The organism is Methylobacterium sp. J-077, from assembly GCF_022829365.1.
In the GTDB taxonomy this organism is placed as follows: domain Bacteria; phylum Pseudomonadota; class Alphaproteobacteria; order Rhizobiales; family Beijerinckiaceae; genus Methylobacterium.
Genome location: NZ_JAKSYJ010000119.1, coordinates 180,569 through 207,031, shown reverse-complemented (window position 1 = coordinate 207,031; position 26,463 = coordinate 180,569). Strand labels below are relative to the sequence as shown.

The window sequence follows — 26,463 nt, the reverse complement described above, 5'->3', positions numbered from 1 at the left end:
TTGTCTCAGGTGGGGGTTGCCGGCCGCACGCCCGTGCGCCGCGCCTCGAGATTCTGCCAGACCAGCAGCGCCGGCAGGCCGAGCACGACATCGGGGATCCGGCGGGCGAGGGAGAGGGCGATCGCCGTGCCGGCATCGATCCCGAACAGGCCGCAGACCAGCACGAGGCCGCCTTCCTGCACGCCGAGCCCGCTCGGCACCAGGAAGGCGGCGGCCTTGATCGCCTGGCTGAGCGCCTCGATCACCAGGATCTCGGACAGGCTGATCGGGCCGACGCCGATGCAGGTGAGGACGACCGCGACCTCGGCGGCGCCGAGCAGCCAGGCCAGGGCGTGCAGGGCGAAGGACTGGGCCAGGCGGCCCCGGCGTCCCGCCGCCCAGACCGTGTCGAGCGCCCCCTGGATCCGCGGTGCTGGCTCCGGACGGGTCTCGGTCTCGCGCACGAAGCGCCGGCCCAGAGCAGCGACGCGATCCTCGAGGACACGCACGATCCCGGTGCGCTGGAGCGCGAAGAAGGCCGCCACCGCGAGGCCTGCCACCGCCAAGGTCCGCAGGGTCCACTGCGCCAGCTCGGCGGCCGCCGGCCCCTCGACCCGGCTCAGCAAGCCGGCGCCGAGGCCGGCGAACAGTGCCAGCGTGCCGACCTGGAACAGCAGGTCGGCGAGCACCGAGGCCGCCGCCAGGGTTCCGGTCACGCCCCAGAAGGTCAGGAGCCGCGCCCCGAGCACGTCGCCGCCGACCGAGGCCACGGGCAGCAGGACGTTGATGCCCTCGCGCACGAAGCGCAGGATCAGGCAGGACGAGGCCGGGGCGGGCGACAGCCCGTCCAGGATGCGCGCCCAGGCGAGGCCGCAGACCAGCACCACCAGCGCCCGGACCAACGTTACGCCGGCGAATCCTACGAGCCCGATCCGCCCGAACGCCGCGGCCACGGCGGAGAGATCGTTGGTCGCCACGAGCCAGATCGCGAGGCCAAGGCCGATCAGCGTGCCGATCAGGGGCAGCCGGCGCACCGCGGCGAGGCCGAGGCGGCGCATCGGGGAGGCGCGGTCGCCGCTCACGGCCGGACCGTGGGGGATGTGCGCCGAGTGGCGGGCAAGGGCGAGCGCTCCAGGTTGCGCCAGTCAAGCATCCGGCGGCGATTCGGCAGGTGGCACCGCCGCTAGGGGGGTATTGGGGCCGAATTCGGGGGCGCGCCGCCGCGGTAGCACGGGGCGGAGCACGGCGGCGAGGGCCTCCTGGGGGGCGGCCTCGGGATCGAGCAGGACGACGCGGCCCTCCGCCAGGCTCGCGCCCGTGGCCACGGCCACGGCGCGTTTCGGGCAGGGTCCGAGGCAGCCCGATTCGACGATGCACAGCTTGGTCCGACCGGCGAGCAGCCCGTCCCTGGCGGCCTGCTTGGCCGCGCCTTTCAGCATCGCCCGCACCGCCCGCGGGCGCAGGCCCTGGCGCTTGGCGCATTTGGCGCACACCACCACCACCTCGGCGAGCTTGGTTTTCGCTGACGGGGTCTTGGCCGGGCGGCCGTCGGGCCGGCTTACGGGGCCAGGGGAGACGTCTGGGCGTGTCATCATCGCGAGACTGTACGGCGCGATACCGGGGACGGCTACGTTGCCCGTCGCCGCGGTGCGGCAGGGCCGGGGGGCGGTGCCTTAAAAAGGGCCTAAAAGAACGGGATTCCGGCACTGCGCACGGGCCGTCCTCCGGCCGGTTTCGCGGTGGCGGATCCGGCGCAGACCCAGGAACAGTGAGCGGATGAGCTTCGACGACGTCAAGGACGACACGCGCGACGGCGAACTCGTGACGTTCGCACCATCGACGATGACCGAGCTGCGCCACGGCGCGGAGACGATCCGTCCGGTGCCGGAGAAGCGCGGCGCCCAGGCGCTGGTGGCTGCGGCGCGCGCACGTCTCGACTGGACCCGGCTGCCCGGCCTCGGCCAGCGTCGGGAGGACACGTCGAGCTACGGCTCGCGGGTCATCCGCCGCGTCAGCCTGTTCGTGCTGCTGCCGACCCTGGTGGTCGGCCTGTACTTGTTCGGCTTCGCCTCCAACCAGTACATTGCCGAGGCGCAGTTCACGGTGCGCGGCAACGTCGAGCCGATGGAGAACATCTCGCTCGGCCAGTACACGAACCTGATTCAGAAGCACAACAGCCAGGACAGCTTCATCGTCCGCGACTTCATCGAGAGCCAGACGCTGGTCGAGGCCCTGGAGAAGAGCATCGGCATCTCGAAGATGTTCTCCAGGCCCGAGGCCGACTTCTGGGCCCGGTTCGATCCGAGCGACCCGATCGAGGATCTGACCAAGTACTGGCGCAAGCACGTCGACGCGCATATCGACTCGATCTCGGGCGTGCTTCGCCTGTCGGTGCGCGCCTTCACGCCGCAGGACGCCCTGACCATCGCCCGCGAGGTGGTGACCCGCTCCGAGGCGCTGATCAACGACATCTCGAAGCGCGCCCAGGCCGATATGGTCAAGCAGGCGCAGGCGGATGCGACGGTGGCGCAGGAGCGCCTGCGCAAGGCGCATCTCGGGCTGCAGAGCTTCCGCAACCAATGGGGCGTGATCGACCCGATCAAGACGGCCGAGGGGACACTCACCACCCTGACGATCCTGCGCAAGGAGAAGCTGAAGCTCGAGACCGACCTGCAGGTCCTGCGCGGCTCGAACCTCGACGAGCGCTCGCGCTCGATCCAGACGCTGGCCGCCAACGTGGCGGCCATCGAGCAGCAGATGAAGACGCTGCAGGACGAATTGACCAACGCCGGCGCGGCCGCGGGCGGCGGCACGAACCTGACCGAGGCGCTGCTCCAGTACGAGGGCCTGCTGGTCGAGCGGACCATCGCCGAGAAGCTCGAGGAATCGGCGAACATGCTGCTCGACCGCGCCCGGGTCTCGGCCAGCAAGCAGCACATCTTCCTGGCGACCTTCGTGCCGCCGGTCCTGCCGACCGACAGCCTCTACCCCGAGCGGGGCCATACCCTGATCGTGGCGTTCTTCTGCTTCTTCGTGCTCTGGAGCTCGTCCTCGCTCCTGATCGCCGGCATCCGCGACCAGCGGATGTGAGCCCGCGCCGCGGGGTCTGGATCCCGCGGCGCGCGGTCTGTAGAGGGAGACGGCCCGGCGCCCCGGGCTTCCCCCGATCGAAGAGCGAAGTCTAACGGTCCATGTCGGATTTCTCCGATCTCGTCGCGAAGGCGATCCAGCCCTCGATGAATCGGGCCGAGCGCGAGGCGGTCTACACGGTCGTGCGGCAGGCCGTGCTTCGCCTGCAGGAGCGCGAGGCGCTCCCCCCCGACGACCCGCGCGTCGCGCTCCAGCGTCACCTCGTCGAGGAGACGATCCGCGACGTGGAGGGCGACGTCGCCCGCTACGAATCCCTGCGCAAGCTCGACGCCGCGTTCGCGGCCCAGAACGAGGCCAACAGGGCGTCCCGCAACGGGCGGTGACGCGGGCCGGGGCTGGGAACGTTCTGCTGTTTCGTCATCGCGAGCGCAGCGAAGCGACCCAGGGCGGCGCGCGATCCCCGGAGGTGGCGTTTCCCTAGGTTGCTTCGCTGCGCTCGCAATGACGGCGATAGCCGCTGCGAGTGCTTCTGATATCCGGCCCTACCCGTAGGCCGCGCTCGCCCGGACGGCGCCGGGCTCGGCCACGTCGAGGCCCGCCGAGACGTACTCGTTGAGCTTGTTGCGCAGGGTCCGGATCGAGATGCCGAGGATCTTGGCCGCGTGGGTGCGGTTGCCGAGGCAATGGTCGAGGGTGTCGAGGATCAGGTCGCACTCGACCTGCGCGACGGTCAGGCCGACCAGGCCGCGGGTGGCGGCTTCGGCGGCCTGGACGGCGCGGCCGGCCGGGCCCTCCGTGGCGATCGCCTCGCCGTCCGGGGACAGGATCGCGTCGGGGCCGATCTCGGGCCCGGAGGCCAGCAGCACCGCCCGGTGCAGGGTGTTCTCCAGCTCGCGGACGTTGCCGCGCCACGGGTTCTTCAGCACCAGCGCCCGCGCCTCGGCGCTGAGCGGCCGGGCCGGCACGCCGTTCACCGCGGCGTATTTCCGGGCGAAATGGTCGGCGAGCTCCAGGATGTCGGCCGGCCGGTCGCGCAGGGCGGGCAGCTTCAGGGAGACGACGTTGAGCCGGTAGAACAGGTCCTCCCGGAACGTGCCCTTGCGGACCTCGTCCATCAGGTTGCGGTTCGAGGTCGCCAGCACGCGGATGTCGACCCGCACCGGGGCGGTGCCGCCGACCCGGTCGATCACCCGTTCCTGCAGGGCGCGCAGCAGCTTCGACTGCAGGCGGACATCCATCTCGGAGATCTCGTCGAGCAGCAGGGTGCCGCCATGGGCCTCCTCGAACCGGCCGATCCGGCGGGCGACCGCGCCGGTGAACGCGCCCTTCTCGTGGCCGAACAGCTCGGATTCGAGCAGGGCCTCGGGGATCGCCGCGCAATTGACCGAGACGAACGGCTTGCCGGCCCGGTGGGATTTCAGGTGGACGTGGCGCGCCAGCACCTCCTTGCCGGTGCCGCTCTCGCCGGTGATCAGCACCGAGGCCTCGGAGGGGGCGACCTGCTCGGCGAGCTTGACCACCCGCTCCATCGACGGATCGCGCCAGACGAAGGCGGCGCGATCCGAGGCGACCGCCTCCAGCACCGCGGCGATCAGCTCGGGATCGGGCGGGAGCGGGATGTACTCCTTGGCGCCGGCCCGGATCGCCGCGACGGCGGTCTCGGCGTCGGCCGAGACGCCGCAGGCCACCACGGGGGTGCGGATGCGCTCGGCCTCCAGGGCGTCGACGAGGTCGCGCACCGCCAGAGACACGTCGATCATGATCAGGTCGGCGCCCTTGGCGCGCAGGACGTTGAGGCCCTGCGGGATCGCATCCGCCTGCGTCACCGAGGCGCCACGCCGCATCGCGATCTTGGAGGCGGTGATCAGCTCGCCGTTGAGCCGCCCGATCATCAGGAGCCGCATGGTTCGTCCCTCTCAAATGTCGTGGCGCGGAGCGCGTGCCGCAGCGCGGCGGTCTCCGGCGCAAAGTCCAAGGAAAATCACTCGCCCTTGACGATCTCGGTCATCGTCACCCCGAGCCGGTCCTCGACGAGGACGACCTCGCCGCGGGCGACCAGCCGGTTGTTGACGAACACGTCGATCGCCTCGCCGACCTTGCGGTCGAGTTCCAGCACGGCGCCGGGGGCGAGCCGGAGCAGGTCGCCGATCGGCATCCGGGAGGAGCCCAGTACCGCCGAGACCATCACGGGCACGTCGAACAGCTGCTCCAGGTCGGCAGCCGTCTTCGGGGTCGTGGGCGTGTCGCGGATCGAGCCCGCGGCGTAGTCGGGATCGGTGTCGCCGAGCTGGGGCAGGCTGAAATCGTCGGACATCCGGGCTCCTTACGGGATCGGGGGCAGGCCGAGGGCGTCGGCGACGGCGGCCTCGATGCGGGCGCGCTCGCGCACGATGCCGCCGTCGGCCCACTCGATGCGGGCGTCGCCCGGCTGCATGTCGGGGTCGCCCAGCACAACCAGGCGGCCCTCGTAGCCGCGCTCGCGGGCGAGCGTCTTCACCAGCGCCTCGGCGTCCTCGACCAGGCCGTCATGCACGCGCACCACGAGATGGGGCACGCCGCGCAGGTGCTGGAGCGCCGTGCGGGCCGCCTCGCCGATGCTGGCCAGCGGTGCGGCGTCGAGGGCATCACCGGCGACCTTGCGGGCGATCAGCACCGCCACCTCGACCGCCTGCGCCTCGCGCTCGGCATCGTGTGCGTCGGCCCGGGCGAGGAGGGCGGCGGCGGCCTGGGCCAGATGGCTCAGCGCTTCGGCGAGCCGGCCCTGGATCTGAGCCTCGGCCTGGATCAGGCCGTCCTGCACGCCCCGGGCATGCGCCTCCACCTCCGCGCGGGCGGCCGCCTCGGCGGCGCGCTGGGCGGCCGGGCTCGGGCGTGGGCTGCGGAAGTCGGTCTCGAACAGGAACGGCTTGGCGATCTGAGGCGAGGAGGCGTTCAATAGACCAGCTCCTCCTCGGCGCTGTTCTTGGCGATCATGATCTCGCCCTTCTCGGCGAGGTCCTTGGCGATCTCGGTCATCTTCGCCTGCGCCTCATCGACCTCCTTGAGGCGGACCGGGCCGAGCGACGCCATCTCGTCCGTGAGATTCTTGGCGGCGCGGGTCGACATCTGCTTCATGAAGAAGGCCCGGGTCGGCTCGTTGGCGCCCTTGAGCGCCCGGCACAGGGTCGCGCCGTCGATCTTCTGCATCAGGGTCTGGACGCTGCCCGGATCGAGCTTGAGCAGGTCCTCGAAGGTGAACATCAGCTCGCGGATGCGCTTGGCCGAGCCGCGGTTGGCCTGGTCGAGGGCGGCCAGGAACCGGCCCTCGGTCTGGCGGTCGAAGGCGTTGAACACGTCCGCCATCATCTCGTGGGCGTCGCGGCGCTGGGTCTGGGCGATGGTCGAGACGAACTCGACCCGCAGGGTCTCCTCGATGTGGCGCAGGGCCTCCTTCTGCACCGTCTCCATGCGGAGCATCCGGTTGAGGACGTCGATGGCGAATTCCTCGGGCAGGATGGTGAGCACCTTGGCGGCGTAGTCGGCGCGCACCCGCGACAGCACCACCGCCACGGTCTGCGGGTACTCGTTGCGCAGGAACGAGGCGAGGATCTCCGGGTCGACCTGGGCGATCGAGGCCCAGACGCGCTTGCCCGAGGCGCCCTTGATCTCGGCCATGATCAGCGAGACCTGATCGGACGGGAAGATCTTCAGGAGCAGCGCCTCGGTGCGCTCGAAGTTCGACGAGATGCCGCCGCTGTTGCTGAGCTTCGTGACGAAATCGATGATCAGCCGCTCGACCGTGGCGACCTCCAGCGTGCCGAGCTGGACCATCGCGTGGCTCACCTTCTTGACCTCCTCCTCCTCCAGCATCTGCCAGATCGGGGCGCCTTCGGCCTCGCCGAGCATCAGCAGCAGCGCGGCCGCGCGCTGCGGGCCAGGCATCGTCGCGAAGGCGTCGCCGCCCTCGGTCGTCAGGGAATTCGCCAGACCTGCCGCCATCGTTCGTCCCCGATCCTCGACGCGCTACTCTTCCTGGATCCAGGTGCGCAGCACCTCGACGGTCTCGGCCGGGCTGGCCCGGACCATGTCGACGACGCGCTGCACGGTGTCGGCCTGGATCTGGCCGTTGATCTTGGCGAACTCCATCAGCCGGGCGGTCGGATTGTCGCGCTCGATCATCGTGATCGCGGCACCCGAGGCCGCCGCCGCGGCGGCCTCGGCGAGGGTCGCGGGGCCGGCGAGGGCCGGCGGAGCCGGTACCGGCGCCAGCACCTGCCGCACCAGCGGGCGCACCACGGTGAGGAGGACGATCAGGGTCAGCAGCGCCAGCACGGACAGCTCGGCCATGCGCAGCACGTCTTCCTTGGTCGGCGCGAGCAGCGATTGCAGGAGGGTCGGCTCGCTGAATTGCGGCACGCTCGGCGCCTCCGCGAAGCGCAGGTTCACCACCTCGATCTGGTCGCCGCGGGCCTTGTCGAACCCGACCGCGCTGCGGACCAGCGCGGTGATCCGCTCGATCTCGGCCGGGGGCCGCGGAGTGTAGGTCTGCTTACCGTCCGGAGCCGTGGCGTAGATCCCGTCCACCACCACGGCGACCGACAGGCGTTTGACCCGGCCGCCCTCGGCGATCTCGGTCTTGGTGACCTTCGAGATTTCGTAGTTGGTGGTCTCTTCGTTCTTGTTGGTCGCGTCCTTCGGGGCCGGCGGCTTGTCGCCGCCATTGGCGCCGGGCAGCTCGTTGCCGACCGTGACCTGGCCGTCGGCATTGCCGGTGACGGCCGATTCGGTCCGGGTCTGGGCCGAGCGCACGACGCGGCTCTCCGGGTCGAAGGTCTCGGAGCGGCTCTCGATCCGGTTGAGGTCCAGCTCGGCATTGACCTGGACGCGCGCCCGGCCCGGCCCGACGATGCTGGCCACCACATCCTCGATCTGGCCGCGCAGCCGCCGCTCCATACCGAGCTGCCGGTCCTCCAAGGCGCTGGCGGCGTTGGAATCGGCGTCCTTGGCGCCGTCGGCCAGCAGCCTTCCGCGCTCGTCGACGATCGAGACCCGCTCGGGCTTCAGGCCTTCGACCGCGGAGGCCGCGAGGTGGCGGATCGCCCGGACCTGCCCGGCATCGAGCTCGCCCATCAGCTTCAGCACGATGGCGGCGCTCGGGTTCTCCCGGTCGCGCTCGAACAGGCGCCGCTCGGGCAGGACCAGGTGGACCCGGGCCGCCTGGACCCGGCCGATCGCCCGGATCGAGCGGGCGAGCTCGCCTTCCAGGGCACGCAGGTGATTCACGTTCTGCACGAAGTTGGTGGACGAGAATGCGTCGCCCTTGTCGAAGATCTCGTAGCCGACGCCGCCCTGGACCGGCAGGCCCTTGCCGGCGAGGTCCATGCGCAGCCGGGCGAGATCGCCCCGGGGCGCCATGATGGTCTGGCCGGTATCGCCCCTCGATTCGTAGCGGATGCCGCGGCTGTCGAGCTCGCGGATCACGGCGGCCGAATCCTGCATCGACAGGTCCGAGAACAGCACGCCCATGTCGGGGCGCGACACCCGCAGGATGATGAAGGCGAAGAAGCCGATGAGGGTCAGCGTCACCGCCGCCATGGCGGCGATCCGGGCCGGTCCAAGCTTCGAGACGAGATCGAGAACCGGCTTCACGGGATGGGTCGCTGCACTCTAACGCTGGCGGAGCCCGACGGCCCGCCCGGCAGAAATTGCCCAGCCCGTGGTTAGCGCGGCGTTAATGCCGGAGCCTGCTGGGGCGCAAAGTTGGGTCTCGGAACGAAACGAAGCCGCATCCGGAGTGCGGAGGCGGCTTCTCAGAGGTTTCTTGGGGATCGAGCCGTCGGCGCGCTCCCGGCTTCGGCCGCGTTCAGTGCCGGTAGTGCTGGATCCGCGTCGTCCGCAGCCCGGCGAGGCCGTGCTGGTCGATCGAGAACTGCCAGCTCAGGAATTCCTCGGTGGTCAAGGTGTAGCGCTTGCACGCCTCCTCGAGACTGAGGAGGCCACCGCGCACGGCGGCCACGACCTCTGCCTTGCGCCGGATCACCCATCGGCGGGTGCTCGGCGGCGGAAGATCCGCGATGGTCAGAGGGGAGCCGTCGGGCCCGATCACGTATTTGACTCTCGGGCGGCTGGGTTCGGTCATGATACGCTCTACACTCGACTGACCTGTCGAGCGTTGAAGGTACTTGCGCTCGCTTAAGAGATGTTGAAGCGGATCACTCGGATATGATTCGTTAGGTGCCACTTGTGGACAACCCTATGCTTTGGACGCTGCTGAGCGGAACCTTCTGGGAGCCAACCATGAGGATCGGCGCCGAGCCGCTGAGATCGACCGAGTCCACCGTCCCGTTCAGGCTGGTGTCGACGGACACGTTCGTCCCGGTCGCATCCGAGGCCGAGACCTTGATCGAGTAGGTGCCGTCCGGGGCGGTCAGGCCCGCCGAGGTCTTGCCGTTCCAGGAATAGGTTTGGCTGCCGGCGGTGAGCGATGTGGTCTGTGTCGCCACGACGTTGTTCTTGGAATCGAGGATCGTCACCACCGCCTTGGAGGCCGCCCGGGCGGGCGTCAGCGTCCAGGAGGCCGAGCCCTTGGAGAGCTGGGACGCGCTGCCGTCGGCGGTGATGGTCTTGCCGATATAGCTCGTCGCCGATGCGGAACTGGCCGATTGCGACGCGGCCAGAATGCTGTCGAGGCGGTCATTGGATTTGAGCTGCTGCTCGACGCCCGCGAACTGCACCAACTGCTGCGTGAACTGGTTGGTGTCCATCGGATCGAGCGGGTTCTGGTTCTTGAGCTGCGTGGTGAGCAGCGTCAGGAACTGCGTGAAGTTTCCGGCGATCTCGGTGGCGTTGGCGCTCGCGCCGCTGCTGTTCGAGCTTGTGGACGACGTGTTGGTAACGCTGGATATGCCGGCGGTCATGCGGCTCGCTCCCGTGTGGCGTCGGGGCGCGAAGCCGGGACGCGTGATGTTTCGATGTCGAATCGCGAGGCGGTCTGGGCGTGCATCGCGCTAGATCCGGATGTCGAGGCCGCCGTAGCCGCGCAGCCAGCGCGTCGGGGCGGTCTCCTGGGGCGTGTCGGCCCGATCCTGGGCCCAGGCGGTCGATCCGCCCCGGGGGGCATCGCCCTGGCCGCCGCCCGCGCCGCCCTGGGCATTGCCGTCACTGCGCAGAGACAAGTTGAGGCTGCCCCCCGAGGGATCGAGCCCGGCCTGGGACAGGGCTTGCTGCAACTGGCCGGCATCGCGCTGGAGCATGGCCAGCGTCTCTGGCCGCTCGACCACGAGGTGGGTCATCACCGTGCCGCGGGCCTTGTCGATCTCGAGCTTGACGTCGATCCGCCCGAGCTCGGCCGGATCGAGCCGGATCTGGAACTCGCTCGACCCGGCGAGCGAGCGGAGTCCGATGGTCATCGGCACCTGGCCGATCGGCACTGCGAGATCCGTTTGCGTCGGCGTCTGATTCGGGGTGGGTGCGGCGGCCTGCGTCGCGCCGGCATGCGCCACGGCCGCCTGCGGGGCGAGCGCGGTCGGGTCCGGGGCGCCCTGGGGCAGGGCGGGTGTGGCGGCCGGTGCTTGCAGGCCGGCGGCGGCGCCGTTGCCTTGGCCGGCATCCGCCAGGGCGGCCAAAAAATCCTGGCCGGCGGCGGAGCCCGAAGCCGCCGAGGTTCCCGCAGGCCCTGCCTCACCGGCCTTCACGGCCTCGACCGGGCTCGCGCCCTGGCCCGGGACCGTCGGTGCCGCGCCGGCCTTGGCTCCGGCGATGGCGAGTCCGGTCTTCGCGCCGATCGCATCCGCCGCGGCGCCCGCGGCGGCCGCGAGGGCGGTCCCCGAAGCCGCGGTCCCCGAAGCCGCGGTCCCGGAAGCGGCGGTGCCGGAGCCGATCGATCCGGTCGCTCCGACCTCCCCGCCCTCTCCATCGGCCGCGGCACCGTCGGCACGGACGGGGCCGCCCTTGACCAGCTCGGCCAGCAGGGCCTGCAGCGTGCCGGGCAGGGACGGGCTCGCGGCCTGGGATTCGGCCGGGGGGGGCGCCGCGCTCGGCACCGCTTGGGCCGTCTCGGTCGTGGCCGGATCGGCGGCAGCCTTGTCGGTCTTGGCGGACTCGGCCGATGCCGCGGCGGCGGCGGAATCCTGCGCCGAAGCCTCGGCCGGGTCGGAGGCTGGCTGCGCCTGCGCATCGGCCGTCCGGGCGACCCCGGCGGCGGGGGCGGGATCCGACGCGTTCGCGGGCGTGCGCGGCTCTGCCCCGGCCGCGGAGGTGGCGGTCCGATTGTCGGCGGGCGGCGCGCTCCGGGCCGGCGCGCGGGTCTCCGCCGGCCCGGCGGGATTGGTGGCTCGGGTCTCCGTGCGGGCGGCGGCGCGCGCCTTGGTCGTATCGGCCGCCTCCCGCGCGCGGTCCGAGGCCGTGCGCGCCGCGTCGGCCTGGCCGCGCTGGGTATCGGCGCGGGCGCGGGTCGCCGCCGCGTCGTCCCGGGCCTTGGCCGCGTTCAGCGCCGCGCCGAAGCGATCCTGCGACGAGTCGCCGGACCGGGCGGCTACGCCCGCCGCATCCCAGCCCGATCGCGTGGCGGTTGACGACCGGGCGGACGGAATCCACCCCGTGACATCCAACCGATCCGATGCACCGCTCGCCATGTTGGGGCTCCTCTCAATGCGGGTCGAGCAAGGGCCAGGCCATCGGGTCGGTTGGATAACTCACTGATTGATCATGACTTTTGTCGTGCCGTTTTCGGATGCCGGATAGCGTCCGGGTCCGAAGCTGCCGCGCGCCCGGCAGCATTTGCCGAGCGGGGGGCACGCGGTCGCCGAGTTGAGGATAGGCCGCAGAGCCAAACGCGACTTCCTCTTCCCTTTGCGGGCTACCATATTCACACGTCGGGTTTTGTATCGCTCCGGCTGGACCTTCGGCCCGCTTCGGAGCTGATACCCGCTCTCCCTCCCCCGCAGAGGGGGGAGGGAGAGGCGCCTGGGTCCGGTCGCGACCCTCGTCCGGAAGACGATGTGTGAACGTCGTAGCCCTGCGGGGTAGGGAGGGCCCGTGTCATGCCCGCACCGCGCCCGCGCAAACCAGCTCGCCCCCGTCAAAAAACCCCACCCTGGAAAGCTGATCGGACTCCCGCTATAGACGGGCCGTGCAGCCGAGACGCCTTTCAGCCGGCGGCGGCGGACCCCTGCGATGAACGCCCTCGACCTTCCCAAGCCAGCCCACGAGACGCGCGTCGTCGTCGCCATGTCGGGCGGCGTCGATTCCTCCGTGGTCGCGGGGCTCTTGAAGCGGCAGGGCTTCGACGTGGTCGGCGTCACGCTCCAGCTCTACGACCACGGCGCCGCGACCCACCGCAAGGGCGCCTGCTGCGCCGGCCAGGACATCAACGACGCCCGGGCCGCGGCCGAGCATCTCGGCATCCCGCATTACGTCCTCGATTACGAGGATCGGTTCCGCGACGCGGTGATCGAGAAGTTCGCCGAGAGCTACCTCGCCGGCGAGACGCCGATCCCCTGCGTCGAATGCAATCGCACGGTCAAGTTCCGCGACCTCCTGGGCCTCGCCCGGGACCTCGACGCCGACGCTCTGGCCACCGGCCATTACGTGGCGAGCCGCGCCCTGCCAGCAGGCGGCCGGGCGCTGCACCGCGCCCTCGATCCCGCCCGGGACCAGAGCTATTTTCTTTATGCGACCACGGCCGAGCAGCTCGCCTTCCTGCGCTTTCCCTTAGGGGAGATGTCCAAGATCGAGACCCGGGCGCTGGCAAAAGATCTCGGCCTGTCGCTGGCCGAGAAGCCGGACAGCCAGGACATCTGCTTCGTGCCGCAGGGCCGCTACAGCGACGTGATCGCCCGCCTGCGCCCGGACGCGGCCCGGCCCGGCGAGATCGTCGACCTCCGCGGCCACGTCCTCGGGCAGCATGAGGGCATCGTCCACTACACGGTCGGCCAGCGCCGGGGCCTCGGCCTGTCCGGCTCCGAGCCGCTCTACGTGGTGCGCCTGGAGCCCGACACCGCCCGGGTGGTGGTCGGCCCGCGCACCGCCCTGGCGACGACCCGGATCCGCCTGTCGGACCTCAACTGGCTGGGCGAGGGCCAGCCCGAGTCGGTGCGCGATCTGCCCGTGGCGGTGCGCGTCCGCTCGACCCGGCCGCCCCGGCCGGCGACGCTCACCATCGGGCCGGACGGCGCCGCCGAGGTGGTGCTGGCCGAGCCCGAGGACGGCGTGTCCCCGGGCCAGGCCTGTGCGATCTACGGTGACGACGGCCCCCGGGCCCGGGTGCTAGGCGGCGGCACCATCCGCAGGGTCGACGCGTTGTCGGCCCGGCCCCGCGAAGCCGCCTGATCTCAATCTCTGGATAGTCTGAACGATGCTGAGCGAGCCGCAGATGGCCGGGCCGAGCACGGCCCTGATGCGTAAGGCCTATGCCCGCTGGGCCCCCGTCTACGACGTGGTCTACGACAAGCTCACCGAGCCCGCGGCCCGGGCGGCGGTCGAGGCCGCGGCCGAGCACGGGCCGCGGATCCTGGAGGCCGGCGTCGGCACCGGGTTGGCGCTCGGCTACTACCCGAAGGCGAGTTTCGTCTGCGGGGTCGATCTCTCCGAGGACATGCTCAAGCGCGCCCGCGCCAAGGTGAAGCGCCGGAACCTGTCGCACGTGAAGGGCCTGCAGGTGATGGATGTCTGCCACCTCGGCTACGCCGATGCGAGCTTCGACGCCGTGGTGGCGCAGTTCCTGATCACCCTGGTGCCCGACCCCGAGGCCGCGATGTCCGAGTTCCTGCGGGTGGTCCGGCCGGGCGGCGGTATCGTGCTGGCGAACCATTTCGGCCAGAGCGACGGTCCGCTCGCCCGGGTCGAGGAGGTCGTTGCGCCGCTCTGCACCAAGATCGGCTGGTCGTCGGACTTCAAGGCGACCCGGATCGAGGCCTGGGCCCGGCGCAACGGCGTCGAGGTGCTGGGCCTGAAGCCGACCTTCCCGGGCGGCTTCTTCAAGATCCTGCGGATGCGCAAAGCCGGGTGAGCGGCGCCGGATCCGCCCCCGTCCCCGAGGGCCCCTGGAAGCGGCTGCGGCGCTGGCTGCCGCTGGCGCTGCTCCTCACCGTCTCGGCGGTCGTGCTGGTCTCCGGGGTGGCGCAGCTCCTGAGCCTCGACCGCCTTCTCGCCTCGCGGGCTTGGCTGCATGGCTTCGTGGAGGCCGGGTTCGTGCGCGCCCTGGTGGCGGCCTACCTGGTCTATGTCGCGGCCGTGGTCGTCTCGGTGCCGGCCACGCTGATCCTGACCATGATCTGCGGTTTTCTGTTCGGGATCGTGCCGGGGGCGCTGACCGCGGTCTGCGCCGCCACCACGGGGGCGGCGATCGTGTTCGCCATCGGCAAGGGGCCGGGCGCCGACCTGCTGCGCCGGGTGGGCGGGACGCGTCTCGCGGCCTTCACGGACGGGTTCCGGCGGGACGCCTTCGGGTACATCGCGGTGATGCGGCTACTACCGCTGTTCCCGTTCTGGATGACGAACCTCGCGCCGGCCGCCTGCGGGGTGAAGATGCGGGTCTTCGTGCTGGCGACCTTCCTGGGTCTGCTGCCGGGCGCCCTCGTCTATGCCACCACCGGGGCCGGGATCGAGGACGTGGTCGCCGCCCACGAGACCGCCACGGCTGCCTGCCTGGCCTCGGGTGCGCCCGCCTGCGACGAGGCCCTGACCCTGCGGGCGCTGATCACGCCCAAGATGGTGGCGGGCTTGGCGATGCTCGCCGTGTTCGCGCTGGGGAGCGTCTTCCTGAGCCGCCGCTTCCGCCGGGCTTGATCCGGTCCCCGTTTGAAGCGCTGCGCTCGCAATCAGTGCTCGGGGCGATAGGCCGGGCGATTGCGCTTGAAACGGTACGAGGTCCCGTGTTCCGCCTGACCGCCGCACGATCTGCTCAGCACTCCCGGCCGTGGACGTTTTTCGACGTGTTCCAAGGTACATGCAACCTCGGGCCGATCGTGCCCGTATAGTGCGCGCGGGGAGGCGCCTGTCTTCCCGCCTTCGAAACGATGGCGTCCCGACCATGTCCTGCGCGAAAGCCGAAAACGGCTTGAGCTTTCACAATGCCCGCCCCGCCGATCTCCGTCCGCGATGCCCGGTCGGAGCGTGATGGGCGTGGCCGTCGAATCCGACACGGTGGTGGTGCCGTCGGCGGCTGCCGCGGCGCGGGAGGTGCCCGAGCGGCGCCCGACGCGCCTCGGCCTGTCCGGGCGGCTGTTTCTCGTCACCGTCGCCTTCGTGGTGGTGGCCGAGGTGCTGACCTACGTGCCGGCGGTCGCCAACTATCGGATCGAGTGGATGTCGGACCGGGTCGCGGCCGCGCAGGTCGCCGCCCTGGTCCTCGACGGCCGCACCGGCGAGCCGGTCTCGGAGGCGCTGGAGAGCCGGCTGCTCGCCGGAGTCAACGCTCGGGCGATCGCGGTGCGTGGCGGCGGTGCCCAGCGGCTGCTCGCCATCGAGCCGGTGCCCGAGACGGTCGCCGATACGGTCGACCTGCGCGACGTCACCGCCCTGTCGACCATCCGGGGTGCCTGGCGGACCCTGATCGCGCCGGTCCGCGAGCCGATCCGTGTGATCGGGGAGGGCGGCGTCGGCTTCGACCGGGTCGAGATCCTGCTCGACGAGGCGCCGTTGCGCGCGGCGATGATCGACTACGCCCTGCGGCTGCTGGTGTCGTCGCTGATCATCGCGGCGTCGGCGGCCGGGCTGGTCTTCGTGGTGCTGCAGGTGCTGATCGTGCGCCCGGTGCGGCGGCTCGCCACCAGCATCACCGCCTTCGCCGAGAACCCGGAGGATGCCGGCCGGATCATCGCGCCGTCCCGCCGCCGCGACGAGATCGGCCAGGCCGAGCTCGCCCTCGGCCGGATGCAGCGCATCCTGGCCGACCAGCTCCGCCAGAAGCGGAGGCTCGCCGAGCTCGGGCTGGCGGTGAGCAAGGTCAGCCACGAGCTGCGCAACCTGCTGACCGGCGCCCAGCTGCTGGGTGACCGGCTGGAGGATACCGCCGACCCGATGGTCCAGCGGGTGGCGCCGCGGCTGGTCGGAGCCATCGCCCGGGCGATCCGGTTCTGCGAAGCGAGCCTCGCTTACGGGCGCGTCTCCGAGCGCGCTCCGAAGCTGAGCAGCATGCCGCTGGCGCCGCTCTTCGCCGAATTGCCGGATCTCGCGGCGCTCGCTTCGCATCCGGTTCGCGTCGTCGTTTCGGCCGACGAATGCCGGGTGCAGGCCGACCCGGAGCAGCTCGCCCGGGCGCTGGCCAATCTCATCCGCAACGCCGTGCAGGCGCTGGACGGCGTTGCCGTTCCGGACGCCGAGGTGCGGGTCGCCGCCAGCCGCGACGAGCCCGGCCGGGTGACGATCCTGGTGACTGATAACGGCCCCGGCCTGCCGGCACGGGCGCGGGACAACCTGTTCTCGCCGTTCCAGGGTTCGACCCGGTCGGGCGGCACCGGGCTCGGCCTGCCGATCGCGGCCGAGCTGATCGAGATCAACGGCGGCAGCCTGACCCTCGACCCGGGGGAGGGCGGCGCGCGCTTCCGGATCGTGCTGGCGGAGGGCTGACCCGCTACTCGGCGGCGGCCAGGATCGGTTCCGCGACGCGGATGCCGAGATCCTGCAGCAGGGCAGTATCGGAATCCGCCTCGTTGTTGGCGGTTGTCAGCAGGCGCTCGCCGTAGAAGATCGAATTGGCCCCGGCGAGGAAGCACAGGGCCTGCGCCTCCCGACTCAGCGCCTTGCGTCCGGCGCTCAGGCGCACCCGGGCCTTGGGCATGACGATGCGGGCTGTGGCGCACATCCGCACCATGTCGAATGGATCGACCGGCGTGGCCGTGTCGCCGAGCGGCGTGCCGGGGACGGCGGCCAGGGCGTTGATCGGTACGCTCTCCGGATGCGGTGCGTGATTGGCTAGCACCTGCAGCATCGCGACCCGGTCGCCAACCCCCTCGCCGAGGCCGATGATGCCGCCGCAGCAGACGCCGATCCCGGCCTCGCGGATCCGCTCCAGGGTGTTGAGGCGGTCCTCGTAGGTCCGAGTCGAGACGATCTTGTCGTAATAGTCCGGTCCGGTATCGAGGTTGTGGTTGTAGGCGGTGAGCCCCGCCTCGGCCAGGCGCTCGGCCTGGCTGGTGGTCAGCATGCCCAGGGTGACGCAGGCCTCCATGCCGAGCCCCCGCACGCCCCGTACCATGTCAAGCACGGAGTCGAATTCCGCGCCGTCTCGCGGACTGCGCCAGGCCGCGCCCATGCAGAAGCGGGTCGCGCCGTTGGCCTTGGCGGTGGCAGCCTCGGCTAGCACCGTCTCCACCGGCATCAGGCGCTGGCGCGGCAGGCCGGTACCCTTGTGGTGGGCCGATTGCGCGCAGTAGCCGCAATCCTCCGGGCAGGCGCCCGTCTTGATCGAGAGCAGGCTCGCGCGCTGGACGTCGCTCGGATCGTTATGCGCCCGATGCACGCTCGCGGCCCGATACACCAGATCGAGCAACGGCAGATCGTGGATCGCGCGGATCTCGGCCACGCTCCAGTCGTGGCGGAAATCAGAGGCGTGCGGGTCGGCGGCTTGGCTCATGGTGCCTTCTTGAGGGGGATCGGTGGCCAAAATCAAGCGCCCTGCGGGCGGCCGCCATCCGGTGCGGAGGCGGCGGCGCCGCTTCAGTGCGTCGGCTCGCCGGCCGAGACCTTCGCGGTCCAGTCGTCGAAGGCGATCACGGTCTGGCGCTGCTCGCCCAGGCGCTCGATCCGCAGGACCATCTCGTCGCCGGCCTTCAGGTAGTGCGGCGGCTTCATGCCGAGGCCCACGCCTGGCGGGGTCCCGGTGGTGATGACGTCGCCGGGCTCAAGCAGCATGAAGTGCGAGGCGTAGGCGACGAGCTGGGGCACGTCGAAGATCATGGTCGCGGTCGAGCCGGTCTGGCGGCGCTCGCCGTTGACGTCGAGGCTCATGGCGAGGTTCTTGAGGTCGGGGATCTCGTCCAGCGTCACCAGCCAGGGGCCGAGCGGCCCGAAGGTCGGCGCGCTCTTGCCCTTGGTCCAGGTCGGGCCGCGCTCCAGCTGCCATTCGCGCTCGGAGACGTCGTTGCAGATGCAGGCGCCGGCTACGTAACTCAGCGCCTCGTTGGCGTGGACGTAACTCGCCCGGCGGCCGATCACCACCGCGAGCTCCACCTCCCAGTCGGTCTTGGCCGAGCCCTTGGGAATGATCACCGTGTCGTTCGGCCCGCACAGGCTGGACGGCGCCTTGTTGAAGATGATCGGCTCGGCCGGGATCGGCGAGCCGGTCTCGGCGGCGTGGTCGGCGAAGTTGAGCCCGATGGCGATCACGTTGCGGGTGCCGCCGACGCAGGGTCCGAGGCGCACGTCCGGCGGCAGCTTGGGCAGGGTCTCGGGATCGAGGGCGCGCAGCCGGGCGAGGGATTCGGGCGCGAGCGCCGGCCCGGCAATGTCGCGCACGACGCTCGACAGGTCGCGCAGGCCGCCCTGGGCATCCACGAGGCCGGGCTTCTCGTCGCCGCTCGGGCCGTGCCGAAAGAGCTTCATCGCCGCGACTCCTCATCCTTCCCTGGAACCGGTCTCCGCCGGGCGCCGGGACCATGGCCGCGCATCCCCGTCGGCGCAAGCGCCTCCGTGCCGGCGAGCCCCTTCCCGGGGTGTCACAACTTGGCAACATCATGGCGAAAAAATGCATATTTTGGCGTCAACTGATCTATTGTTCATCGTGGCAATGACGCGAAAAAAGTCAGTCCATCTCGCAGAAAATCAGATCTCATCGCTTCGGCGGGAAATAAAAAGTCACAGTGTATCTGCCGATCATCGAGATCCGGTGCGCGCGCCGGAATAGAAATCGTCGTTGCGATCGGACGGCGGAAACCTGCACCATACCGACAACGGCGCCGGACCGGGACGCAAGGTCGAATCAGGGCGCCCGAACAAGCCAACTGGTTCGGGGGGAGCAGATGAACGGGACAATGCGCGCATGGGCGCTCGCGGCCTCGGTGGCGGCGATCGGTGTCGGCGAGGCGCGGGCCGGAGCCTTCGGCATCCGCGAGCAGAGCACCGAGGCCCAGGGCCTGTCCTTCGCGGGCGCGGCCGCCGGTTCCGGCGGCGTCTCGTCGATTTTCTGGAATCCCGCGGTCATCACCATGAACCCGGGCTTCGTCGCCGAGCAGAACCTCACCTATATCGGGCTCTCCTCCGAGATCCGGCCCGCGCCCGGCACCAATCCGGGCTTCGCGGGCCTGGGCGGCTCCGGCGATATCGGGCAGGGTGCCGCGGTGCCCGCGGGGGCGACTTCCTACCAGCTCAACGACCGGCTGTGGCTCGGCCTGTCCACCGGGGCGCCGTTCGGTCTCGTGACCAAGCCGAACCAGGTCTGGTCCGGCGAGGCCTACGGCCGCTCGTCCCGGATCTTCTCCCTGGCGTTCAACCCGGTGATCGGGTTCAAGGTCAACGAATGGCTGTCGCTCGCCGCCGGCCCGAACATCGAGTATTTCCGGCTGACCCTGCGGCAGGCGCTGCCCATCCCCGGGATCTCGCCGACCCTGTATCCGAGCTCGTTCCTCAAGGGCGAATCCTGGGGCGTCGGCTTCACGGCGGGCGCCACCCTGACGCCGCGCGACGGCACCGTGATCGGCATCGGCTATCGCTCGTCCGTGCACCACGACATCGACGGGTCGATCGGCGTGCCGCTGGTGGCATTGGCGCCGCTGGCCGGTCAGGTGCATTCCAAGCTCAACACGCCAGACAAGCTCAGCGTCGGTCTGGTCCAGGCGATCTCGCCGGTCGCTCGGGTCGATCTCGGCTTCGAGTGGGATCAGTGGTCGCGGCTCGGGACGATCGGGATCGTGTCGAATCGCCTCGGCCTGCCGGTCAGCAACCTGCCGCTGAACTACAAGGACGGCTACACCTATTCGATCGGTGCCGAGTACGACGCGGCGCCCAACCTGACCCTGCGCACCGGCTTCGCCTACGAATCCTCGCCGATCGACTTCGGCAACCGCTCGGTGCGGCTGCCCGACGGCGACCGCTACATCGCCTCGGTGGGCGCCAGCTACCGCTGGAACGAGCGCCTGACCCTGAACCTGGCCTACTCGCACTTCTTCCTCGACCGCTCGCGCGTCCTCGCGGGGATCGGGCGCGACTACAATGTCGGCAACATCGCCTTCGCGGGCGTGGTCGATTCGAGCGCCGACATCGTCTCGGTGGGCTTCCGCTACGTCTTCGGCGCCCCGCCCCCGGCCGCCCCGGCGCCGCTGGTGCGGAAGTATTGAGCGGAGGCGACTGGCCTCTCGCAACGATGCCCGGGAACGGCGCGGGTTTCTTCTCCCGTGCTGGCAAGCGGCCGAAAACATCGGCTTGTGCGGGCGGCGACGCGCCCCCTCTCCCGCACGGGAGAGGGGGCGCGCGCGCTGTTCTGAATCGGGTGAATCCGCTCACCCGCGCGGCAGAGCGCGCGGTCGCTTGCAACGACCCTCGCACCTTCACCGCGTGACCGGCCGAAGGCCGGCGAAGCTCCCTCAGGCCCGCATCCGCACGTAGGTCCCCGGAGCCGGGCCGAGCGACGGGAGCGCGTCGCCGCCGGGCTTGCGGGCCTGCACCCGCTCGGGGGCCTGCGCCTCGATCCACTGGAACCAGTAGGGCCACCACGAGCCCTTGGTCTCGGCCGCCGCCGCGATCCAGTCCTTAAACTCGCCCTTGACCGGGCCGCCGGTCCAGTAGCCGTATTTCGGCTTGTAGGGCGGGTTGACCACCCCGGCGATGTGGCCGGAGCCGGCCAGCACGTAATCGACCTTGCCGCCGAAGGTTTTGGAGCCCTCGAACACCGAGATCGCCGGCGCGATGTGATCCTCCCGGGTGGCGAGGTTGAAGATCGGCACCTGGATCTTCTTCAGGTCGAGCCGGACATTGCCCAAAACCATCCGACCCTGGGCCAGGCTGTTCTCGAGATAGCAATTGCGCAGGTAGAACGAGTGGTTCGCCGCCGGCATCCGGGTGGCGTCGGAATTCCAGTACAGCAGGTCGAACGCCGAGGGTTGCTTGCCCTTGATGTAGTTGTTGACGACGTAGGACCAGATCATGTCGTCCGGCCGCAGCATGTTGAAGGCGTTGGCCATGCGGCTGCCCTCCAGATAGCCGCGCTCGGCCATGCGCGCCTCGACCTCGCGGATCTGCTCCTCGCCGGCGAAGACCTTGAGGTCGCCGGCATGGGTGAAGTCGACCTGGGTGGTCAGCAGGGTCGCGCTCTTGATCCGCCGGTTGCCCGTGGCCGCCTGCATGGCCAGCGTCACGGAGAGCAGGGTGCCGCCGACGCAATAGCCCGCCGCATGGACCTCGGTCTCGCCGGTGGCGACGCCGATCGCGTCGATCGCCGCCTCGATGCCCTCGCGCATGTAGGACTCGAAATCCTTGTCGGCGTGGCGGGCATCCGGGTTCACCCAGGAGATACAGAACACCGTCAGCCCCTGGTCGACCATCCACTTCAGGAAGCTCTTCTGGGGATTGAGATCGAGGATGTAGAACTTGTTGATCCAGGGCGGCACCATCAGGAATGGGCGCTTGAGCACGGTCTCGGTGGACGGCGCGTACTGGATCAGCTCGATCAGGTCGTTGCGGAACACCACCTCGCCGGGGGTCACCGCGATGTTGCGCCCGACCTCGAACCCGCTCGTATCGGTCTGGCGCACCCGCAGCTGGCCGCCGCCGGCCTCCAGATCCTCCTCATACATCTTGAGGCCGCGCACGAGGTTGGCGCCGCTCTCCTGCAGGGTGTGGCGGATCAATTCCGGGTTGGTCGGCAGGAAGTTCGACGGCGACAGCATGCTGGTGAGCTGGCGCAGGTAGAACTGCGCCTTGTGGCGGGTGTGCTCGTCGATGCCCTGGGCCTCGTCGACCAGGCCTTCGGCCCAGCGGGTCGCGATCAGGTAGCCCTGCTTCAGGAAGTCGAAATAGGGGTTGGTCGACCATTCGGCATCGCTGAAGCGCCCATCCCGGGGCGCCGGGACCGCCACCGGATCGGCCTGCTGGCCCTGAAGGCGCAGGTAGGTCGAGCCCCAGAGCGTCAGGAACGCCTGGGACAGCCTGGCCTGGGCCTCGGCGCTCCGGTTCGGGTCCGACATCCACGCCTCGGCGACTTGGCCCAGCGTCTTGACCGCCTCGTTGATCTCCCCGGAGGTGCCGCTGGCCTGGGCCTCGGGCGTGAGCATGCGGGCGGCGCTGCGCCCCAGCGCTTCCACGAACTGTCCGGCATTGCGCGACAGCGCCTCGATATCCGGCATCGGCGGTGTGATGCCGTCCGGCAGGGCGCCGTTGGCCAGGGCAGTCCGAGCGGCTGCCGGGTCCGGCGCCTGCGTCCGCGGGCTCGTCACGCGTGCCTCCCTGTGTATGGTTCGGCTCGACTGATCATGAGCCTCGTTTCCGACAAATTAGGGAGCGAGCGAGAGGTTGCACCAGCCCGGCCGCGCAGGTCATCGAAACATCCGCGCGTTCTTCTCATACCTTTGTCCTTTGTGCCCATGCGCCGCGCCTTTTTGAACCCGGCCTCGTCCGCCACCCGGCCTGCCGACCGCGCGGGACGGGTGCGCGGCGTCGCCCTGGTGGCCCTGGCCCTGATGGCGGCGCCGCTCGCCGCCTGCTCGGGGGATGCGGTGCGCACGCTCGCCACCGATGCCGGCTACGGGCCCCGGGTCGTGGCCGCGCCGGATTTCGTGACCGAATCCCGCAGCAAGGAGGCGCCCGCCTTCATGCCGGTGGGCGTCGACGCGCCCAAGCGCCCGGTCCGGGCCAAGTCCGCCGAGAGCCAGAAGGCGCTGGCGGCCGAGCTCGAAGGCGCCCGCGGCCGCAACGAATCCCGCGGCCGCGCCGCCGAGAGCGCCGGACGGGGCGCGGCGGCCGCGATCAAGCCGGCGCCCGCGGCGGCGCAATAGCGCGCCCGATCCGGACTGGATTTTTCAGGGTCGGCGGCGGCGCGCATCTCTGCTAGAGCGAATCCTTCGCGCGCCCGCCATGAACGAGAGACGCCAGAGTCGGGACGCGCCGATGGACACGCCGATGACCGATTTCCACCGCATCAAGCGCCTGCCGCCCTACGTGTTCGAGCAGGTCAACCGGATCAAGGCGACCGCCCGAGCTCAGGGCGCCGACATCATCGATCTCGGCATGGGCAACCCGGATCTCGACGCCCCCAAGCACGTCATCGCCAAGCTGTGCGAGACGGCCGGGCGTCCGCGGACCGACCGCTATTCCGCCTCCAAGGGCATCGCGGGCCTGCGCCGGGCCCAGGCCGGCTACTACCAGCGCCGCTTCGGCGTGAGCCTCAACCCCGACACCCAGGTGGTGGCGACGCTGGGCTCGAAGGAAGGCTTCGCCAACATGGCCCAGGCGATCACCGCCCCGGGCGACGTCGTGCTGGTGCCGAACCCGAGCTACCCGATCCACGCCTTCGGCTTCCTGATGGCCGGCGGCGTGATCCGCTCGGTCCCGGCCGAGCCGACCCCGGCGATGTTCCCGGCGCTGGAACGGGCCATGCGGCACTCGATCCCGAAGCCCGTGGCCCTGGTGGTCTGCTACCCTTCGAACCCGACCGCCTACGTGGCCGATCTCGATTTCTACCGGGACCTCGTCGCCTTCGCCAAGCAGCACGAGCTGATCCTGCTCTCGGATCTCGCCTACGCGGAGGTCTATTTCGACGGCAACCCGCCGCCCTCGGTCCTGCAGGTCCCGGGCGCGATCGACTGCACCGTGGAGTTCACCTCCCTGTCGAAGACCTATTCCATGGCCGGCTGGCGCATGGGCTTCGCGGTGGGCAACGAGCGCCTGCTGGCGGCGCTCTCCCGGGTGAAGTCGTATCTCGATTACGGCGCCTTCACGCCGATCCAGGTCGCCGCCACCGCGGCCCTCAACGGCCCGGACGATTGCATCGACGAGATGCGGGCGACCTACCGCAAGCGCCGCGACGCGCTGGTGGAATCCTTCGGCAAGGCCGGCTGGGCCGTCCCGACGCCGACGGCCTCGATGTTCGCCTGGGTGCCGATCCCGGAGCGCTACCGGGAGATGGGCAGCCTCGAATTCTCCAAGCTGCTGCTGGAGAAATCCGACGTGGCCGTGGCGCCGGGCATCGGCTTCGGCGAGTTCGGCGACGACTATGTCCGCATCGCCCTGGTCGAGAACGAGCAGCGGATCCGGCAAGCCGCGCGCAACATCCGCCGGTTCTTCGACGGCGGCGACAAGACCCTGCACAACGTGGTGCCGATGGCCCGGGCCGTCTGAGGCCAAACCGCTCCGATTGTTGCCGTCGGGCGACAGGCTCCGTCAAAGGGCCCGTCGTCCCCCGCCGGCGCTTGTCAGAGCGGATCGCGATGCGCAGGGTTCGGTACGGGGGTCCTCCCGCGTCCGAGAGTTGCATGCGCCGCCTGAACCTCATCGCCGCCCTGCTGCTCGCCGCCGCGGCCTCGGCCTGCGCGCCGAACCCGATCATCGCCCGGGATCCGGTGCCGGCCCCGGGCCCGACGGATGTCTATGCCTGCGACTCGAAGCCGTTGCCGGTCAACGCCTTCATCTCGGATTGCCGGCCGGTGCCGGTGAGCCCGCAGGTGGTCCTACGCGCCCGCGGCTGAGCAGATTCCGGTAACCGGTCGATCCGCAGGCGCCGGACAGGCCGACCGCGATAAGCTAGAGTGTAGGCCTGACGCCGGCCCGGCCGGCCCCGTGACGGAGCATCGCGTGAGCACCAAGACCCTGATCGCCGCCGGATTGCTCGGCCTCGTCGCCCAGGGCGCCGCCGCCGAGCCGGCCTACCCGCCGGGGATCCCGCAGCCGCGCGTCTACGTGTTCACCGCTCCCAACGGACCGACCGTGCTGCAGGCCGAGGGGTGCTGCCAGGTGCTCGTGCCGCCGGGCCGTCCCGATCTCGCCGTCCCGCCGGTGCCGGTGGCCCAGGTGATGAACGGCGGCGGCTTCGGCTACACCGGGGTCGACTACTACAACGACCAGATCACCGAGGGCCGGTTCGGCGCGCAGCGGCGCCCGAAGGAGTACGTGATCGCCCCGTCCTACATCGTGCCGCCGCGCTACTGAGCGGACCGCACGCGCGACCGGCGCGGGCCGATCCGGCATCGCGCCGTCTCGTGGACGCGCGATACCGGAATGCGGATCCGCCCGGCGTTTACAGGCCGGCCCCCGGGCGGTATCACCCCGGCCCGACACAGCAACCCCATCCCCGAAAAACCAAATGCGCGCCGAGATCGAGCAAGCCTCGGATGCCGCCAAGCAGTCTATAGGGCTGCTGAGGAGGCATCTTTGACTGGGATACCGTCGATAAACGCCTCGCGGAGCTGAACGCAGCCTCCGAGAACCCCGACCTGTGGAACGATGCCGACGCCGCGCAGAAGGTCATGCGCGAGCGTCAGCAACTCGACGAGGCGGTCTCCTCCATCCGCAAGCTGGAGCGCGACCTCGAGGACGGCGCCACGCTGATCGAGCTCGGCGAGATGGAGGGCGACGAATCCTCGATCCGCGAGGGCGAGGCCGCGATCGTCGCCGTCGAGAAGGAGGCGGCGAGCCGCCAGGTCGAGACCCTCCTGTCGGGCGAGGCCGACGGCTTCGACACCTACCTCGAAGTCCATGCCGGGGCCGGCGGGACCGAGAGCCAGGACTGGGCGAACATGCTCCAGCGCATGTACGCGCGCTGGGCCGAGCGCCGGAAGTACAAGGTCGAGATCGTCGAGTGGTCGGACGGCGAGGAGGCCGGGATCAAGGGCGCCACGCTCCTGATCAAGGGCCACAACGCCTATGGCTGGCTCAAGACCGAGTCCGGCGTGCACCGGCTGGTGCGGATCTCGCCCTACGATTCCAGCGCCCGGCGGCATACCAGCTTCGCCAGCGTCTGGGTCTACCCTGTGATCGACGACCGGATCGAGATCGAGATCAAGGAATCCGACTGCCGGATCGACACCTACCGCTCGTCCGGCGCCGGCGGCCAGCACGTCAACACCACAGACTCGGCGGTGCGCATCACCCACAACCCGACCGGGATCGTGGTGGCCTGTCAGCAAGAGCGCTCCCAGCACAAGAACCGCGCCACGGCGTGGAACATGCTGCGCGCCCGGCTCTACGAGGCGGAGCTGAAGAAGCGCGAGGAGAAGGCCAGCGCCGAGGCCGCGGCCAAGACCGATATCGGCTGGGGTCACCAGATCCGGTCCTACGTGCTCCAGCCTTATCAGCTGGTGAAGGACCTGCGCACCGGCTCGCAATCGACCGACCCGGACGCGGTGCTCGACGGCGCCCTGGATCCGTTCATGGAGGCGTCGCTGGCCCAGCGCGTCTACGGCGGTGCCGAAGAGGTCGAGGATCTCGACTGAGCTTTTGTCGGTTGCGGCCGCGTTCACACCCGCGCGCGTTCCCCTCCCCCTTTGCGGG

Annotated in this window: 25 protein-coding genes; 12 read left to right on the top strand and 13 right to left on the bottom strand. The window is 70.3% G+C overall.

Going from position 1 to position 26,463, the window contains the following annotated elements; genetic code table 11:
- Positions 1 to 5: 5 nt before the first annotated feature.
- The gene (locus tag MKL11_RS13945; protein WP_279600499.1) at positions 6 to 1,037 is read right to left on the bottom strand and encodes a lysylphosphatidylglycerol synthase domain-containing protein; all 1,032 of its coding nucleotides are present in this window, start codon (positions 1,035 to 1,037) and stop codon (positions 6 to 8) included.
- A gap of 87 nt (positions 1,038 to 1,124) precedes the next feature.
- The gene (locus tag MKL11_RS13940) at positions 1,125 to 1,574 is read right to left on the bottom strand and encodes a hypothetical protein (RefSeq protein WP_243944450.1); all 450 of its coding nucleotides are present in this window, start codon (positions 1,572 to 1,574) and stop codon (positions 1,125 to 1,127) included.
- Between the two features lie 181 nt (positions 1,575 to 1,755).
- On the opposite strand from MKL11_RS13940, the gene MKL11_RS13935 reads away from it, so the two are divergent.
- Both MKL11_RS13935 and MKL11_RS13930 read left to right on the top strand, forming a co-directional pair.
- A complete protein-coding gene (locus MKL11_RS13935) occupies positions 1,756 to 3,069 on the top strand; it encodes a capsule biosynthesis protein (protein ID WP_243944448.1) in 1,314 nt (437 codons plus the stop codon).
- Between the two features lie 101 nt (positions 3,070 to 3,170).
- Positions 3,171 to 3,452 carry a hypothetical protein gene (locus tag MKL11_RS13930; protein ID WP_243944445.1) on the top strand — a complete coding sequence of 94 codons (282 nt, stop codon included), beginning with the start codon at positions 3,171 to 3,173 and terminating at the stop codon, positions 3,450 to 3,452.
- Between the two features lie 159 nt (positions 3,453 to 3,611).
- On the opposite strand, the gene MKL11_RS13925 is transcribed toward MKL11_RS13930, so the two are convergent.
- The 8 genes from MKL11_RS13925 to MKL11_RS13890 all read right to left on the bottom strand — a co-directional run bounded on the left by MKL11_RS13925 (position 3,612) and on the right by MKL11_RS13890 (position 11,681).
- The gene (locus MKL11_RS13925; protein WP_243944443.1) at positions 3,612 to 4,973 is read right to left on the bottom strand and encodes a sigma-54-dependent transcriptional regulator; all 1,362 of its coding nucleotides are present in this window, start codon (positions 4,971 to 4,973) and stop codon (positions 3,612 to 3,614) included.
- Between the two features lie 77 nt (positions 4,974 to 5,050).
- Entirely contained in the window at positions 5,051 to 5,383 is a 333-nt protein-coding gene (gene fliN, locus MKL11_RS13920) for a flagellar motor switch protein FliN (RefSeq protein WP_058194015.1), read from the bottom strand.
- 9 nt (positions 5,384 to 5,392) lie between these two features.
- Positions 5,393 to 6,004, bottom strand: coding sequence for a FliH/SctL family protein (locus MKL11_RS13915; protein ID WP_243944441.1), 612 nt, complete (start codon positions 6,002 to 6,004; stop codon positions 5,393 to 5,395).
- Positions 6,001 to 7,047 (bottom strand): flagellar motor switch protein FliG, encoded by a 1,047-nt coding sequence (locus MKL11_RS13910; RefSeq protein WP_243944439.1) that lies wholly within the window; start codon positions 7,045 to 7,047, stop codon positions 6,001 to 6,003. Before MKL11_RS13910 ends, MKL11_RS13915 begins: the two co-directional genes overlap by 4 nt.
- Before the next feature lie 24 nt (positions 7,048 to 7,071).
- Positions 7,072 to 8,697 (bottom strand): flagellar basal-body MS-ring/collar protein FliF, encoded by a 1,626-nt coding sequence (gene fliF / locus MKL11_RS13905; protein ID WP_243944437.1) that lies wholly within the window; start codon positions 8,695 to 8,697, stop codon positions 7,072 to 7,074.
- 214 nt (positions 8,698 to 8,911) lie between these two features.
- Positions 8,912 to 9,187 carry a DUF1153 domain-containing protein gene (locus MKL11_RS13900; protein ID WP_007569077.1) on the bottom strand — a complete coding sequence of 92 codons (276 nt, stop codon included), beginning with the start codon at positions 9,185 to 9,187 and terminating at the stop codon, positions 8,912 to 8,914.
- Between the two features lie 91 nt (positions 9,188 to 9,278).
- A complete protein-coding gene (locus MKL11_RS13895) occupies positions 9,279 to 9,965 on the bottom strand; it encodes a flagellar hook assembly protein FlgD (RefSeq protein WP_243944435.1) in 687 nt (228 codons plus the stop codon).
- A 90-nt stretch (positions 9,966 to 10,055) separates the two neighbouring features.
- Positions 10,056 to 11,681, bottom strand: coding sequence for a flagellar hook-length control protein FliK (locus MKL11_RS13890; RefSeq protein ID WP_243944433.1), 1,626 nt, complete (start codon positions 11,679 to 11,681; stop codon positions 10,056 to 10,058).
- Positions 11,682 to 12,222: 541 nt separating this feature from the next.
- On the opposite strand from MKL11_RS13890, the gene mnmA reads away from it, so the two are divergent.
- From mnmA to MKL11_RS13870, 4 genes are all read left to right on the top strand, one after another.
- Positions 12,223 to 13,377 carry a tRNA 2-thiouridine(34) synthase MnmA gene (gene mnmA / locus MKL11_RS13885; RefSeq protein ID WP_243944431.1) on the top strand — a complete coding sequence of 385 codons (1,155 nt, stop codon included), beginning with the start codon at positions 12,223 to 12,225 and terminating at the stop codon, positions 13,375 to 13,377.
- A 25-nt stretch (positions 13,378 to 13,402) separates the two neighbouring features.
- On the top strand, positions 13,403 to 14,056 hold the full coding sequence (locus MKL11_RS13880) for a class I SAM-dependent methyltransferase (protein ID WP_243944429.1): 654 nt from the start codon (positions 13,403 to 13,405) through the stop codon (positions 14,054 to 14,056).
- The gene (locus tag MKL11_RS13875; protein ID WP_243944427.1) at positions 14,053 to 14,835 is read left to right on the top strand and encodes a TVP38/TMEM64 family protein; all 783 of its coding nucleotides are present in this window, start codon (positions 14,053 to 14,055) and stop codon (positions 14,833 to 14,835) included. Before MKL11_RS13880 ends, MKL11_RS13875 begins: the two co-directional genes overlap by 4 nt.
- Positions 14,836 to 15,165: 330 nt before the next feature.
- A complete protein-coding gene (locus MKL11_RS13870; protein ID WP_243944711.1) occupies positions 15,166 to 16,617 on the top strand; it encodes a sensor histidine kinase in 1,452 nt (483 codons plus the stop codon).
- Positions 16,618 to 16,621: 4 nt separating this feature from the next.
- Here the strand turns inward: MKL11_RS13870 and bioB are convergent, their stop codons facing one another.
- Together bioB and MKL11_RS13860 are read right to left on the bottom strand one after the other, a co-directional pair.
- Positions 16,622 to 17,623: a biotin synthase BioB gene (bioB, locus tag MKL11_RS13865; protein WP_243944425.1), complete on the bottom strand. Its 1,002-nt coding sequence runs from the start codon at positions 17,621 to 17,623 to the stop codon at positions 16,622 to 16,624.
- 83 nt (positions 17,624 to 17,706) lie between these two features.
- Positions 17,707 to 18,591 carry a fumarylacetoacetate hydrolase family protein gene (locus MKL11_RS13860; RefSeq protein ID WP_243944423.1) on the bottom strand — a complete coding sequence of 295 codons (885 nt, stop codon included), beginning with the start codon at positions 18,589 to 18,591 and terminating at the stop codon, positions 17,707 to 17,709.
- 416 nt (positions 18,592 to 19,007) lie between these two features.
- On the opposite strand from MKL11_RS13860, the gene MKL11_RS13855 reads away from it, so the two are divergent.
- Positions 19,008 to 20,321 (top strand): OmpP1/FadL family transporter, encoded by a 1,314-nt coding sequence (locus MKL11_RS13855; protein WP_243944422.1) that lies wholly within the window; start codon positions 19,008 to 19,010, stop codon positions 20,319 to 20,321.
- A 246-nt stretch (positions 20,322 to 20,567) separates the two neighbouring features.
- On the opposite strand, the gene MKL11_RS13850 is transcribed toward MKL11_RS13855, so the two are convergent.
- Complete coding sequence (locus tag MKL11_RS13850) at positions 20,568 to 22,415, bottom strand: PHA/PHB synthase family protein (protein WP_409565857.1); 1,848 nt, start codon at positions 22,413 to 22,415, stop codon at positions 20,568 to 20,570.
- A 147-nt stretch (positions 22,416 to 22,562) separates the two neighbouring features.
- On the opposite strand from MKL11_RS13850, the gene MKL11_RS13845 reads away from it, so the two are divergent.
- From MKL11_RS13845 to prfB, 5 genes are all read left to right on the top strand, one after another.
- Positions 22,563 to 22,973, top strand: a complete 411-nt coding sequence (locus tag MKL11_RS13845) for a hypothetical protein (protein ID WP_243944420.1) — start codon at positions 22,563 to 22,565, stop codon at positions 22,971 to 22,973.
- A gap of 124 nt (positions 22,974 to 23,097) precedes the next feature.
- On the top strand, positions 23,098 to 24,315 hold the full coding sequence (locus MKL11_RS13840) for an LL-diaminopimelate aminotransferase (protein WP_243944418.1): 1,218 nt from the start codon (positions 23,098 to 23,100) through the stop codon (positions 24,313 to 24,315).
- A gap of 134 nt (positions 24,316 to 24,449) precedes the next feature.
- Positions 24,450 to 24,662: a hypothetical protein gene (locus tag MKL11_RS13835; RefSeq protein WP_243944416.1), complete on the top strand. Its 213-nt coding sequence runs from the start codon at positions 24,450 to 24,452 to the stop codon at positions 24,660 to 24,662.
- A 106-nt stretch (positions 24,663 to 24,768) separates the two neighbouring features.
- A complete protein-coding gene (locus tag MKL11_RS13830) occupies positions 24,769 to 25,122 on the top strand; it encodes a hypothetical protein (protein WP_243944415.1) in 354 nt (117 codons plus the stop codon).
- Between the two features lie 154 nt (positions 25,123 to 25,276).
- A protein-coding gene (prfB, locus tag MKL11_RS13825) for a peptide chain release factor 2 (RefSeq protein WP_243944413.1) occupies positions 25,277 to 26,405 on the top strand; the annotation gives its coding sequence in 2 pieces (ribosomal slippage) (positions 25,277 to 25,345 and positions 25,347 to 26,405; 1,128 coding nt in all).
- Positions 26,406 to 26,463 lie beyond the last annotated feature (58 nt).